Origin of the sequence: Hwangdonia seohaensis, from assembly GCF_031932625.1 — a bacterium.
Lineage (GTDB): Bacteria > Bacteroidota > Bacteroidia > Flavobacteriales > Flavobacteriaceae > Hwangdonia > Hwangdonia seohaensis.
Genome location: NZ_JAVSCK010000001.1, coordinates 168,773 through 183,050 on the forward strand (window position 1 = coordinate 168,773; position 14,278 = coordinate 183,050).

Sequence of the window (14,278 nt, forward strand, 5' to 3'; positions counted from 1 at the left end):
ATTTTTTTAGTACTTTGGTTTTTATTAAAACCTATCTATGTCTAAATTGATTAAAAATGCTGAAGACTTTGTATTTAACTTGTTTAAAAACGAGTTAGATCAGTCTTTTATTTATCATAATTATACCCATACCGAACGTGTTTTACGAAGCACCAGAGAGATTATTAAAAACACCGACGTCTCTAAAAAAGATGCCGAAACACTTGAATTGGCAGCTTTATTGCACGACACCGGTTACACAAAAGCCAGGGAAGGACACGAAGAAGAAAGTGTTAAAATAGCCACTGCTTTTTTAAAAGACCAAGGTGCGGACGATAAAACTATTGAAGCCGTTACCGCCTGTATTATGGCCACAAAATTTAAGGATTCGCCTAAAACCGAACTTGGCAAAATAATGCGAGATGCCGATTCGTCGCATTTTGGTAAAAAATATTTTAATGAAGCTAGCGAGTTTTTAAGAAAAGAACTGGAAATTCAAGGTATAGCTACCTATTCTCCAAGCGAATGGGTTAACGAAAACATAAAAGTACTTACAAAAAAACACGAGTTTTATACCGATTACGCCTTAAAAAACTGGCAGCCCAGAAAGGAAAAAAATCTTTCTAAGCTTATTAAAACCAAAAAGAAAAGAAAAAGAAAGCTAAATACCGAAGAATTAAAAGCCAAATACAAAGCGCAGTATAAAAACGAAAGCCCCGAACGAGGTATTCAAACATTTTATAGGGTAGCATTGAGAAACCATATTAAGTTAAGTGATATTGCCGATACCAAGGCTAACATTTTACTATCGGTTAACGCAATAATAATTTCATTGGTACTCTCCAATTTAATTTCAAAATTAGATAGCCCATCAAATAGTTACCTAATATATCCTACCTTAATTTTTGTTGTATCGAGTGTTATTTCAATGATTTTATCTATAATCGCCACCCGACCCAACGTAACAAGTGGCGAGTTTACAAAAGAAGATGTTGAGCAAAAACGAGTAAACTTAACGTTTTTTGGTAATTTTCATAAAATGAAATTAGAGGAATTCCAATGGGCCATAACTGAATTGCTAAAAGATAAAGACTACGTTTACAGCTCGTTAACAAAAGACCTTTATTTTCTTGGAAAAGTGCTGGACAGAAAATACAGAATATTAAGAACCACCTATACCATTTTTATGCTCGGAATGGTTATATCGGTAATCGCTTTTATTGTTTCATTTAAAATCCACAAACCCAAAGAAAAATTAAAAGATATTATTGGTTTTGAAACACAGCAAGAAAACATCACAAAGCCTTTACTTGAAACAGATTATATTGTTTAAGCTTTAATGGTTTTCATTAAATCGCCATAGGTATAAAACGATTTGTCTTCTTCATTTTTATGGTACAAAACACTTACCCTAATGGCTTTCAAACCAGTTACGGCCTGTAAATCTTCCAATTCAACTATTTCCACGTCGGTATCTAAATAGTTTTTAGATTGTAAAAACTTAACGTATCTTAAGTATTCATTTTCGTCTTGTTTATGCGAATACACAATACTTATTTTTCCTTTTTGGGTAATTCTTTCTGTTGTGCCTTTAATATAAGCTTTATCCACGCGTTTTTTTACAATTTCGTAGCGGGCATTATAAGTGCCATCAACATCAAACTGTTTTTCGTCCATTCTAAAACTAATAGACAACGGTTGATTGAACACCAAAATCATGGATGCCACATCTAAGCTTATTGGTAGGCTGGGCTTCATTTGATAATACGCATTTTCCAATTCGCACATCACCTGCAATTGCCATAGGCGCAAGTTGTACAAATAAATAGGATTGAAGTTTTTTTCTTTTGTAATAGACTCTCCAATATACATGTTATGCTCTACACCATCGGTTTTAAAACGCTCGAAATAATGCGGATACATGGCTTGGGCTTCCTCCTGTTTTTTATCTAAAAGCGATGCCATTTCCTTGTTGATTAATGCAATGGAATCATCATAACCTTTTCTATGGCTGTACAGAGCATTTACCTTATCATCAATACTATCAAAATAAGATTCAATTAGTTCTTTTAATTCTTCAATGGAAAACAGATGTTTTAAAACTGAATCGATTTCTTGGTTGAAAAAATCTGAAATCTGCCGCTCACTGTCTACCTTAAAATCATGTCCCAACTCTTTTAAATAATCATTTATTTGATATATATATTGCTCGTAAATTGGCAATGTTTCAATTTTTGAAGCTTTTAAGAAAATGTTTTTTACGGCTTTTAGCTGCATGGTCAAATCTTCTTTTGTGGCTTCGTTTCTGGCGTTAGATGAGCCTTTAATATCAATTTGCCCGTAAAGCGGATAAATATTTTCGAATGCTATTTTTTTAAAAGTAGCTTGCTCACCCTTCAATTCGGCTTTTATGAAATCTCTAGCTTCGCTTGCAAAACGCCAATGTACACTTGGGTGAATTGAGGTACATTCTTTTTGAATAATGGCCTCAATTAAGTTTTCTTCATCATTCTTTGAACGCTCAACCGCCGTTACAATATATGGCATTACATCAACAAGTTTATTGGCGTTTATGCTGTTAAGCGTTTGCGGCTTGTTTGACACAATTTCCAATATGCCCATTAAGCCATCATCGTTAGCAATGGGTGCAAAAACAGCACTTTTTATGCCCTGCTCGTGCAAACTTGTAATGTGCGGTGCACGCCCTTTGGCTTTTTTAAACATTTTATCAACATCGGATACCGAAAAATATTTATTTTCATTGAGCAATCTATTATAAGACCACTTGCACAAGGCATCGGTACATTTTTCCTTTTCGTAATTTCCGAGCAGATAGCTTTTCAGTCCCGCGCCGTAAACACGCTGAAAAACACCGTCTTCTTTGTTGTATAACGAAAACCCGACTTTAATGTCGTTAATTCCGAAAAGGGATCTAAAAATTTCTTGGAAACCTCCCATGAAATTGACATCTTTTCTCTTATCATCGGCTATCAGACTGGATTTGACATTAGATATGGATTGATCGTCGGTAACATCAAAAATATTTGAGATTATAAAACCTTTAAAAGTGTAGCTGTTTGGTGGAAATTTCTCTTTCCAAAGGGCAATGTTTTCAAAATTATCCAGTAATTCGTCGTAATCTTTTTGGGTGATTTTCGGCGCGTTTTCTTTGGGTTTTATTTCGGTAAAATCGGCATTGTACAGAATTTTATAATACCGCGTAATGCCATTGGCATCTGGAATTTCGTAATAAAACGGACGCTTAAAGTTTAAATTATAGCCATAGTAAAAATCTAAAATAATGGCACAAGCAACAATATAAGTATCATCCTTGGGCATATTTTTAATTTCCAATTCAAAATCTTCGCCTGCTGTTTTAATAATATCCTTAAACCGCTCTGAAGCATTAAATATTAAATTATGAAATGGTATGGTAGCTGTTTTTATTTCATTTTTAGTTAAAATGGGGCTGAATGAATCTTGCAGGATTTCGCTAATTTCCTTCTCTCTTTTTTTTAATATCGTAGCGTCGCTAAACCCTTCCTTTAACTCGGGAAACGCGTTGGCTATTTTTAAAACGTGTTTAGCTCTAGCTGTACAATTTGCATTTGTATTTTCAGCTAATTCCTCGTAATGCTGCAGCAGCTTATTAAAACTAATTTTTAGTTCAAAGGGCGACTCAACATTCTTATTAATATCCATGATATGGCAGTTGTTATAAAACAAATTTACAAAATTATTGTGTTAGTCGTTATTCAGTAGACTTGCTAACACCCATAATGTTACAAACAAAAGGCTTATATTTTGTGTTTTTCTTAATTAAAAAGGCTCCACGAAAACGTGGAGCCTTTACTACTTAAAATATAAGAAACCTGCAACAATCATCAAAATATTAAGTTTTACTAAGGTTTCTTATTTACTAACATGTAAAACTTAAACACTAATAACCAACCAGTGTTTTTTTAAAGCGAACTTAATATTGTTAACAATACAACCATAACCGTGGTTGTAAGGACTCCTAAAAGGAAATAAAATCTAAAATTTTTCATCAGTTTTATATTATTTACGATGGTATTTTATTAAAATTTGGTATATGTGTTTTTTTAAAGTATTGAACTCCTTAACGAGCTGGACATATTGCGCTCTTTTATTTTCATGAATATTGGCTCTTAATGCATTGTACTCTGTTTTTCCGTATTCGTATTCATTTTTTAATGCTTGGTCGTACTTACAAAATGTTGCCATAATCAAAACATTTTTTCGGCGCAACCCTTGAATTGAATTTGAGACAGAACCTTTTTTAACAAGTTGTTTTTCAATAACATTAAAGTAATTCAATTCGTTATTAAGTTCCTCTAAGGTGCTTATCCACAGATTTAACTCGTTCAAATCCTTTTTGATGCATAACTGCCTTTGAGTCTCTATTTTTTGTGATAAGGTTGAATTCAATAAAAAATAATTAATGCTTTTTGGTAAGCGTAAACGTACCCTGTACCTTGTTAAAAAACTCGTTTTTTAATTTTCTGTATGCTTCTATATGCTGCAAATATCTTCTTCTGTAACCCTCGTGTTCCGTAATGTAAACCATATCGCATTGCGTGTCTTCGCACTCTATAATGTCCGTTCGGGAAATTGCATATCTATTAAAGGCGGCAAGTAATGCTTCGTTTTCAACTTCTTTAATTTGAAGACTTTTTTGCACATTATCCTGCTTTAGTTTCAAGCTTAAATCTGTGTTGCACAAGTTTACTAGATTGGTAATTTCCTTTTTAATGTATTTTAAATGGCTCATCCAATTGTCCAGCTCTATCGTGTTGATTTTATGCGTAACATCTACATCTGAATCATTAAAGAATATTTGAGTATTTTGATTTTGCATGACTGTTAATTTTATACCACTAAATCCATTCCACTGAAAGTTTCTTCTTGACTTACATCAGAAATCTTTAGTTGTTGTTTACCTGCCGGAAATTCCCAAAGAATGGCATCATCTTTAGCATACCCAAAAAGAGCCGACCCCATTGGTGTAAGTATTGAAATTTTGTTCTGCTTCATATCCTTGTCCATAGGTATCACAACTTGCAGGGTTTTTTCCCAGCCTTTATCTGATACTACCGTAACTTTTGAGTTAAACCGAACAACATCATCGGGCATTTCGTTTTCATCCAATATGTGAGCGGTTTTAAGTTGCTCAGTTAATTCCTGTAACGATTTTTGGGTATTAAAATCCCCTACATATCCCGATATATTAAGTATGCGTTTTAAATACACATACTCTTTCTTTTCCAATATTAAACTTCCGTACTTCATTGTGTAAATTTTTAAATATTTTATTATTATGGGAAAATCCCTCTTTCAATATAAGCTCTTTCTATGCGCTGAATGGCTATACAATATGCCGCAGTGCGCATATCCAACCCATTTTGTTCAGAATATTCATAAACTTTATTGAAGGACTCTTTTAATTTTTTATTTAGTTTGGCCATAACTTCGTCCAGTTGCCAAAGCTCTCCGTTTCGGTTTTGCAACCATTCAAAATAACTTCCAACAACGCCACCAGAGTTGCATAATATATCGGGGATAATGGTAATTCCTCTATCCAAAAGAATTTTTTCGCCTTCTACATTTGTTGGTCCGTTCGCGCCTTCTGCAATTAACGTTGCTTTAATTTGAGAAGCATTGTTTTTGGTAATTTGATTCCCCAATGCCGCAGGGATACAAATTTCGCATGCCGTTGCAAAAAAATCATCGTTGCTCAAAGCATTAGCTTCTGGAAAACCAACTATACTGCCTTTATTTTTATTGGTATAATTAAAAAGGGTTTCAACTTTAATACCGTTTTGGTTTTCTATACTTCCGTAAGCATCTTGAACCGCTACCAGTTTTGCACCTTCGTTTTCTAAAAAAGAAGCGGTCCAATACCCCACGTTTCCAAAACCTTGTACAATAAACTTTTTACCGTTAAGGCTTATGTTTTTCTTTTCTGCCCAAAACTTAATGGTTAGGTATACGCCGTAGCCCGTTGCTCTGTCGCGGCCTTCCAAACCACCACTACCAGCCGGTTTACCCGTAACAACATGCTGATTTGCTGTACGTTCTGCGGGCGGACGCGTACTCATATACGTATCTGCAATCCACGCCATAGTTTGGCTATTGGTATTTACATCTGGCGCCGGAATATCGTGTTCAGGCCCTATGTTATCTGCTAAAGCAAAGGTGAATCGACGAGTAATTCGCTCTAATTCATCTTTCGAATATTTTGAAGGATCTAATTGAATACCTCCCTTTCCGCCACCGTAAGGCAATCCTGCCAACGACGTTTTCCAGGTCATCCACATGGCCAACGCTCTAGCGGCGTCAATATCTACCGTAGGGTGATAGCGCAAACCTCCTTTGTACGGGCCTAAAGCGCTATTGTGTTGCACACGATAGCCTCTAAAAACTTCAACTTCGCCATTATCCATTTTAACTGGAAAATTGACAATAATCTCGTTATTGGTGATGCTTAAAATTTTTCTGATGCTTGGGTGAAGATTGATTTGGTCTGCAGCCTTATTAAATTGCTGCATCACATTCTCCATCATACCACGAACAGGTTGTTTTTTAACTTTTTTTATTTCTGCGGTAACTGTCATTTATAATATATCTGGGATTGTTGCTAAATACGATTTGTTTTTTCTGTTTTTGTTTGATGGTTACTAGTCCAATACTGTTGCTTTTTTTGCAATCGTCTCCTCTCTTTCAAGGCGCTTATAGATTGACCTATCAATGCACTGAAAATCATAATTAAAATACGTTAAACCATCTGTAGCTTTAACTGTGGTTGTTCCATGATTTTAACATAATCGGTGTTCGATTGAACTTCCTCAAACTCACTACAAGACCAAACTTTATTTTTCTGCGTGGTTAATACACATGTGTTACGATGTATACAACTGGGGCAAATATTAAAGTGATTCGTTTTCATATCTATTTTTTTCAATTTCACATAACTAAAGGCAATGCTTGTGCCAAAACATTTTGGGCAGGCCACACAAAACCAACAAACCCTTTATAAGCAAGGGTTTAAAATGGTAATACTATAAATTGAACTAAATTGAAAGTGGTACAAAACTACCCAGTTGGGTAAAAATGCATCAGTGAAAGCTTATTCTGAAAGTTTTTGACGAATGGTCTTTCTGCTTATTTGAAGAATTTCTGCCGCTTTGGTTTTATTGTTTCCTGTGGCCCGCAATACTTTTTCGATGTATTTTTTCTCGATGACTTTAAGTGGCAACAATTCTTCTGAAGAAAACTCTAAGCTGTATTTTAAGTGCTCTGGCAACTGCTCAACATCAACAATTTTATCGCTCATAATTACCGCACGTTGAATTATGTTTTCCAGCTCACGAATATTCCCGGGCCAATTGTAACGATGTAAAATTGCCGAGGCTTGGGGTGTTATTTTCATAAAACGGTCTTTATATTCGATACCGTATTTAAAAAGAAATTTGTCTACCAACAACGGAATGTCCTCTTTTCGCTCTCGCAATGGCGAAACATTAATCTCAACAACGGTTAATCGGTAATACAAATCTTCCCTAAACGTTTTTGTTTGCATCATTTCCTGCAAGTCGCTATTGGTTGCGGCAATAATCCTAACATCTATTTTTTCGGGTTTCGTGGCGCCAACCTTAACCACTTCTTTCTCTTGTAACACCCGTAATAAACGCGATTGTACCGCAAGTGAAGCGTTACCTATTTCATCTAAAAAGATAGTGCCTCCGTTGGCGGCTTGAAAAAAACCGTCTCTATTGGTTTCGGCTCCTGTAAAAGCCCCCTTAATGTAACCAAATAGTTCGGCTTCCAATAAATTTTCAGGAATACCGCCACAGTTTACCGCTATAAATGGCGCTCTTGCAAACTTACCTTGGTAATGTATGGCGCGAGCAACCAACTCTTTACCCGTACCGCTTTCGCCTTTTATAAAAACAGTAGCCTTATTGTTTTTTACACGCTCAATAATCTCAATGATTTTATTGATTTTTTCCGAATTTCCAATTATCTCACCGTAAACTCCATTTTTTTCTTTTGAAACATTAACCGGTTTTCGAGGGTCTTTTTCCGAAGTTAAAAGCGAATGGTCTATGGCTGCTTTTAGTTCGTCTTTTGTAAAGGGCTTTGTTAAATAATCAACCGCACCAGATTTAATGGTTGACAACGCGTCTTGAAACGACGGATAGCCCGTTACCACCAATTTTGGTAATTTGGGATAATGCTCGGACACGAATTTTATGAGTTCTGAGCCATCGATTTCGGGCATTTTCAAATCCGTAATCAACAAATCTATTTTGGTATCGCGCAAAATGGTTACAGCTTCTTTAACCGACATCGCTTTAAAAGTATGGTAGTTCCACGACTGTAAATGGCGCTGAATGAGCTCTAAAATATCAACATCGTCATCAACTATCAGTATGTTTTCTTTGCGCAATTGCATAATTAAGACTTTGGTAAAGTAATTGTAAATATAGCACCTTTATTTGGGTTATTCTGCGCCGTTACCGTGCCTTTATGCGAGGCCACAATACCATGAACCACGCTTAAACCCAACCCGGAACCATCACCGGTTGGTTTGGTGGTAAAAAATGGCTGAAACACTTTTTCCAAAGCCTCGGGCGTAAAGCCTTTACCTTCATCGGAAATTTTAAGAATCACTTCTTTTTTATTTTGAAGAGCCTCAACAGTTACCAAGCCGTCTTTTGGCGAAAAATAAATCGCATTCATTAAAAGATTAAAAATAATTTGGGTGAGCTGAATCGGGTCTGCACGCAACCATAGCTCGTCATCTTCTATCTTTACCACATATTTTACTTGCTCTTTCCTGAATGTCGCATCTAATAAATGAATGGCATTTTTAATATTGGGAATGATATTTACCCGTTTCATTTCCTGTGGCATTTCGCAAGCAAAAAACATGAGCTTTTTAACCACTTCTCTCGAAAAAATAGCGTTTTGGATAATTTTATCCAAATCCACCAATCCTGTTTTGTTGTCTTTTAAATCCGTTTTTAACAATTCGGCAAAGCCCAAAATATTGGCCAATGGTGTATTGAGTTCGTGTGCAATTCCTGCGGTAATTTCACCTAAAATACTCAATCGGCCCGCATGCTCCATTTGTCTTTTTAAAGAAGCTTCCCTTTTTTGAATTTCAATATGCTCTAGCAAATTGCCCACTTTTAAGGCTACGTTATCAAGCAACAACTGTTCTTCTTTTAAAAAACTGTCTTTTTCAAGTTCAGACCCGTTTAAACAGGCTTTTATTTCGCCTTGAACCTCATTGAAAATACTAATATCGGATTGAATCGCTACAGCGTCTTCCGAACATTTACCGGTTCGAGCTGAAAATTCACCACTCGTTATGGTAATAACTGTTTTGTCTGGATACTGAAAGCCTTTTTTTAAGCTCCTCGCTATGGCTTTTATGGTATCTTGTAAAAGTTCGGCATTGGCATTAACGATAATGGACGACACTTCGTAAAGGCAGGTTAACTCCTTAATGCGTTCTTGTAATGCTTGTTCTGTTTTATTGCCCATGGCGTTCAAAATCGATTAATTTACAGGTTTATTTTTCATTGACCCTGCGGAAAACCTAATTGGAAACGCAAAATACGCACTCCCATTTATTTTTTCGAAATCTCAATTTATTAATTTTATTTATTAATAATACCGTTTGAAGGGACAATCGTTTTTATTTCCAACCTCCACCAAGGGCTTGATACAAATCTACAACAGCTTGCAATTGGCTATTCTTTGCGTTTACCAAACTTAAACTGGAATTTAGTGCATTTTCTTCAGCTCGTAATACTTCGAGATAATTTGCCATACCGTTGTTTAATAATTCTTCGGAATAATCTGTTGCTAACTTATAAGCATCAAATTCCTTTTGTTTGATTTCAATTATTTGGGATGCCGAATTGTAGGCAAACATAGCATCGGACACTTCTTTTGAAGCTACCAACAACGATTGCACAAAATTTAATCGCGCTTGCTCTTGTCTGGCTTGCGAAACTTCAAATTCTGTTTTAATTTTTCTTCCGTTTAAAATAGGCTGGGTTAATCCGCCAACCATATTTGCGAACAGTGAATTGGCATTAAATAAATCATCCAAATCCAAGCTCTGAAATCCACCATTGGCAGACAAGGTTAACGACGGATAAAAGTTGCTTCTTGCTACATTGGTCAATTCAAAAGCATGTCTCAAATTGTATTCTGCGGCAATAACATCTGGTCTGTTACTCAATAATTGCGCAGGAACTCCCAAGGGCAAATCTGTTGTAATAACTTGTGTTTCTAAAGTTGAACGTTGCATTTCCTTTGGCATATCGCCTAAAAGAATAGCCAGCGTGTTCTCTAAAATATGGGATTGATTTTTTAAATTGACCAAAATAGCCTGAGCGGTATAAAGCAGTGCTTCGGTTTGTTTTACACTAACTTCGGTTCCATTTCCGGCATCTTTTAATGCTTTAGAGGTTTCCAAACCATGGCTTCTTGTTTCAATGGTTTGTTGGGTGATTAAAATTTGTTCGTCTACGGCCAACAACTGATAATATACCGAGGCAATATTGGCAATCAACCGTGTTTTCACCGCTTTGTGGGCAGCAATGGTTTGCAAATAACCCGCTTGGGATGCACGTTTACTCGATCTGATTTTACCCCAAATATCGGCTTCCCACGATAAGGCTCCCGTTAATTCGTACTGATCCAATGAACTCCCAAAAGCCGTACCAAATTGACTGTTTTCGGATAGCTCTTGATGGGTGTATTTCGCATTGGCAGAAAAGCTTGGGTAATACCCCGCTTTCCCTTGTTTAAAATAGGCTTCAGAAGCTATAATTTGCTGTAATGCCACACGAATGTCTATATTGTTTTCCAAACCTTTTTCAATGTATTGAGTGAGAACAGGATCGGTAAACAAGGTTTTCCATGACACGTTTGCCATCGTTAAACTATCTTCTTGAATATTATCGGTTCTAAATTTAGCTTCATCGATATTCAATTCCGTTAATTCGGGCTGCGCGTACTCTTTGGCTACAAAACACGATTGAAGCGTTAGCATCAATACGATTACAAAACTGAATTTTATGATTATTGATTTTTTCATTTTTTTAAACTTTTCAAATTGAAAATTAGGCTTCCTCTATAACTGCAATTGGTTTAGAACTCACTTTTTCGTGCAACCACTGGAACAAAATATATAGAATTGGAATGATAAACACACCCAAAACCGTTCCTATCAACATGCCTCCAACGGCTCCGGTACCAATGGCTCGGTTTCCTTCAGCTCCTACTCCTGTGGCTAAAACCAATGGTGTTAAACCAAACATAAAGGCTAAGGAGGTCATTAAAATTGGTCGTAAACGCGCTTTTGCACCGTCAATGGCCGCATTTAAAATAGTTGCGCCTTGTCGGCGTCTTTGAATCGCAAACTCTACAATTAAAATGGCGTTTTTAGCCAATAAACCGATTAGCATTATGAGTGCAATCTGGAAATAAATATTGTTTTCCAAACCGGCTAGTTTTGTAGAAATAAATGCACCAAAAACTCCCAAAGGCAACGAAAATAATACCGCAAACGGAATTAAATAACTTTCATATTGGGCAGCCAACAAAAAGTACACAAAAACGATCACCAAAATTAAAATCATGGTTGTTTGATTTCCTGCGGCCAGCTCTTCACGGGTTAAGCCCGAATATACTGTTGTATAATTACTTGGCAACGATTTTGCAACTTCCTCCACGGCCGCAATACCATCTCCTGTACTATAACCTTGGTTTAAAGCTCCTGTAATGGATGTGGAGTTAAACAAGTTGAAACGTGTTACGGACTGTGGACCAAAAACGCGTTCTAAAGTCACAAATTGGGTAATTGGCGCCATGTCTCCGGAGTCTGTTTTCACATAAAAATTATTCAAATCTTGTGCAACTGCTCTATCTTCTGGCATGGCTTGAACATAAACTCGTAATTGCTTTCCGAAGCGCGAAAAATCTGCCGCATAAACACTACCAATATAACCTTGCATGGTGCTAAAAATACTGTTGATATTTACCCCGTATTCCTTTGCCAATGGCATATTGATTTCCATTTTATATTGCGGATATTTTGTGCTAAATGAGGAATTGGCATACTGAAACTCCGGTCGTTGACTCAATTTGGAAATAAAATCTTGATTCGCTTGATCCAATGAAGCAAAATCGCCCCCCGTACGATCCAATAAATTCACCTCAACACCTGCCGAGTTTCCAAAACCTGGAATACTAGGTGGGGAGAAGAAAATAATATTCGCTTCCGGAATGGATGCTGCCATCCCAAACAATTTGCCAATTATGGCTTTAGACGAGGTTTCTTCCGTGGTACGTTCACTCCAATTTTTCAGCTTAACAAACCCTAAACCGTAGTTGCTACCCGCTCCACTTATTAAACTTCTACCGTTAATCAGTGTTACACCTTCAACGCCCTCAACAGCCGTAATTTTATCGCGTAAACTATTATTCACTTCCGCGGTTCTATCAACTGATGCTCCAGGTGGTAACTCCACATTCACAAACACAATACCTCTATCTTCATCTGGCACAAAACCAGTTGGGGTAGCTGAAGATGCATACCAAATACCAGCTACTGCAGCTAAAAGTATGACCGCATTAATCCATTTATGCTTATATAAAAAATGTAAAGACTGTCCGTATTTTTGGGTCAAGGCACTAAAACCTGTATTAAACACTTTGTAAAAACGCTGCAAATAGGTTCTTTTCTTTTCTTCGTCTGAATGTGGTTTTAAAAATATGGCACACAGTGCTGGACTTAAAGTCAATGCGTTTACTGCCGAAATTATAATTGCTACAATTAACGTTACACCAAATTGCTCGTAAAAAACACCTGTTGGGCCGGTAATGAAGGTTACGGGAACAAATACTGCAGCCATTACCAAAGTAATTGAGACGATGGCACCAGAGATTTCACTCATGGCCGTTATGGTTGCTTTTTGCACATCTTTTGCGCCCTGATCAATTTTTGCATGAACCGCTTCCACCACAACAATAGCATCATCTACAACAATACCAATGGCTAAAAGCAGTGCGAATAGCGTTAGTAAGTTGATGGAATACCCGAATAAATTCAGAAAGAAAAACGTACCAACAATGGATACTGGAACCGCTATTGCTGGAATTAAGGTAGATCTAAAATCCTGTAAGAATATAAATACTACAATAAATACCAGTATAAACGCCTCAATAAGCGTGGTGGTTACTTTGTTTACAGAAGCATTTAAAAACTCATTGGTATCATAAGGAATTAAATAATCAATACCCTCTGGAAAATCTTGAGACAATAGGTCCAATTCTGCTTTTACTTCTTCAATAATAGCCTGTGCATCCGATCCTTTGGTTTGAAAAACCCCAATGGCAACACTCGGGTTTCCGTTGGTTTTTGCACTACCCGCATACGACTGCGCGTCCAATTCTATTTTTGCAACATCTTTTAATCTGAGGTAATTACCCTCGCCTAACGATTTTAAGATGATATTTTCATATTGTTCTTGGTTTTTATAACGTCCATCATAGGTAATCACGTACGAAAAGGCTTCACCGTTATTTTCGCCCAAAGTACCTGCTGCTACTTCTTGACTTTGCTCATTAATGGCAGCCGTAATATCTGAAGGCGCCAACCCGTAAGCAGCCAATTTATCTGGTTTTAACCAAACACGCATGGCATAATCCTTACCTCCAAAAACAGAAACGTTTCCTACCCCATTAACACGCTGAAATGCCGGTACAACATTAATTTTTAAATAATTCTGAACATAGGTATCATTATAGGCTTCATTGGTACTAAAAAAACTAATAAACATTAAGGCACTGGTTTGCTGTTTTTGGGTCACCACGCCTATCTGCCTTACAGCTGCCGGCAGTAAAGGGTTGGCGCGCGCCACACGGTTTTGCACGTTTACCGCTGCAATATCCGGATCGACATCTTGTTCAAAATACACCGTAATATTTGCTGTACCGTTATTGGTTGCGGTAGAAGTAATGTAAGTCATCCCTTCCACCCCATTAATTTGCTCTTCAATAGGAATGATAACACTCTCTAAAACCGTTCCAGCAGTTGCTCCCGGGTACGAAGCGGATACTTGGATGGTTGGAGGTGCGATATCTGGATATTGCGTTACCGAAAGGGATTGCAACCCTAAAATACCCAAAATGACTATAATGATGGAGATTACCGTAGAAAGTACAGGTCTCGTTATAAATGTTTTTAACATGA

10 protein-coding genes are annotated in these 14,278 nt (G+C 36.8%); 1 reads left to right on the forward strand and 9 read right to left on the reverse strand.

Annotation, left to right across the window (positions count from 1 at the left end):
* Nucleotides 1-37: 37 nt before the first annotated feature.
* Complete coding sequence (locus tag RNZ47_RS00740; RefSeq protein WP_311935131.1) at nucleotides 38-1,312, forward strand: Pycsar system effector family protein; 1,275 nt, start codon at nucleotides 38-40, stop codon at nucleotides 1,310-1,312.
* Here the strand turns inward: RNZ47_RS00740 and RNZ47_RS00745 are convergent.
* From RNZ47_RS00745 to RNZ47_RS00785, 9 genes are all read right to left on the reverse strand, one after another.
* Complete coding sequence (locus RNZ47_RS00745; RefSeq protein ID WP_311935133.1) at nucleotides 1,309-3,681, reverse strand: GAF domain-containing protein; 2,373 nt, start codon at nucleotides 3,679-3,681, stop codon at nucleotides 1,309-1,311. The two genes, RNZ47_RS00740 and RNZ47_RS00745, sit on opposite strands and share 4 nt — an antisense overlap.
* Nucleotides 3,682-4,038: 357 nt before the next feature.
* Nucleotides 4,039-4,368, reverse strand: a complete 330-nt coding sequence (locus RNZ47_RS00750) for a hypothetical protein (protein WP_311935135.1) — start codon at nucleotides 4,366-4,368, stop codon at nucleotides 4,039-4,041.
* Nucleotides 4,369-4,438: 70 nt separating this feature from the next.
* The gene (locus tag RNZ47_RS00755) at nucleotides 4,439-4,858 is read right to left on the reverse strand and encodes a hypothetical protein (RefSeq protein ID WP_311935137.1); all 420 of its coding nucleotides are present in this window, start codon (nucleotides 4,856-4,858) and stop codon (nucleotides 4,439-4,441) included.
* A gap of 11 nt (nucleotides 4,859-4,869) precedes the next feature.
* Complete coding sequence (locus RNZ47_RS00760; protein WP_311935139.1) at nucleotides 4,870-5,289, reverse strand: GreA/GreB family elongation factor; 420 nt, start codon at nucleotides 5,287-5,289, stop codon at nucleotides 4,870-4,872.
* 26 nt (nucleotides 5,290-5,315) lie between these two features.
* The gene (locus RNZ47_RS00765) at nucleotides 5,316-6,614 is read right to left on the reverse strand and encodes a Glu/Leu/Phe/Val family dehydrogenase (protein ID WP_311935140.1); all 1,299 of its coding nucleotides are present in this window, start codon (nucleotides 6,612-6,614) and stop codon (nucleotides 5,316-5,318) included.
* 512 nt (nucleotides 6,615-7,126) lie between these two features.
* Nucleotides 7,127-8,455: a sigma-54-dependent transcriptional regulator gene (locus RNZ47_RS00770; protein WP_311935142.1), complete on the reverse strand. Its 1,329-nt coding sequence runs from the start codon at nucleotides 8,453-8,455 to the stop codon at nucleotides 7,127-7,129.
* A gap of 2 nt (nucleotides 8,456-8,457) precedes the next feature.
* Nucleotides 8,458-9,552, reverse strand: a complete 1,095-nt coding sequence (locus tag RNZ47_RS00775; protein WP_311935144.1) for a sensor histidine kinase — start codon at nucleotides 9,550-9,552, stop codon at nucleotides 8,458-8,460.
* A 154-nt stretch (nucleotides 9,553-9,706) separates the two neighbouring features.
* Nucleotides 9,707-11,119: an efflux transporter outer membrane subunit gene (locus RNZ47_RS00780; RefSeq protein ID WP_311935146.1), complete on the reverse strand. Its 1,413-nt coding sequence runs from the start codon at nucleotides 11,117-11,119 to the stop codon at nucleotides 9,707-9,709.
* A 25-nt stretch (nucleotides 11,120-11,144) separates the two neighbouring features.
* A complete protein-coding gene (locus tag RNZ47_RS00785) occupies nucleotides 11,145-14,276 on the reverse strand; it encodes an efflux RND transporter permease subunit (RefSeq protein ID WP_311935147.1) in 3,132 nt (1,043 codons plus the stop codon).
* Between the last annotated feature and the right edge of the window lie 2 nt (nucleotides 14,277-14,278).

What these genes read in the sequence shown, in the direction of transcription:
- RNZ47_RS00775 (WP_311935144.1), bottom strand. Translation starts at nt 9,552, where the DNA reads ATGGGCAATAAAACAGAACAAGCATTACAAGAACGCATTAAGGAGTTA.
- RNZ47_RS00745 (WP_311935133.1), bottom strand. Translation starts at nt 3,681, where the DNA reads ATGGATATTAATAAGAATGTTGAGTCGCCCTTTGAACTAAAAATTAGT.
- RNZ47_RS00755 (WP_311935137.1), bottom strand. Translation starts at nt 4,858, where the DNA reads ATGCAAAATCAAAATACTCAAATATTCTTTAATGATTCAGATGTAGAT.
- RNZ47_RS00760 (WP_311935139.1), bottom strand. Translation starts at nt 5,289, where the DNA reads ATGAAGTACGGAAGTTTAATATTGGAAAAGAAAGAGTATGTGTATTTA.
- RNZ47_RS00770 (WP_311935142.1), bottom strand. Translation starts at nt 8,455, where the DNA reads ATGCAATTGCGCAAAGAAAACATACTGATAGTTGATGACGATGTTGAT.
- RNZ47_RS00780 (WP_311935146.1), bottom strand. Translation starts at nt 11,119, where the DNA reads ATGAAAAAATCAATAATCATAAAATTCAGTTTTGTAATCGTATTGATG.
- RNZ47_RS00765 (WP_311935140.1), bottom strand. Translation starts at nt 6,614, where the DNA reads ATGACAGTTACCGCAGAAATAAAAAAAGTTAAAAAACAACCTGTTCGT.
- RNZ47_RS00740 (WP_311935131.1), top strand. Translation starts at nt 38, where the DNA reads ATGTCTAAATTGATTAAAAATGCTGAAGACTTTGTATTTAACTTGTTT.
- RNZ47_RS00785 (WP_311935147.1), bottom strand. Translation starts at nt 14,276, where the DNA reads ATGTTAAAAACATTTATAACGAGACCTGTACTTTCTACGGTAATCTCC.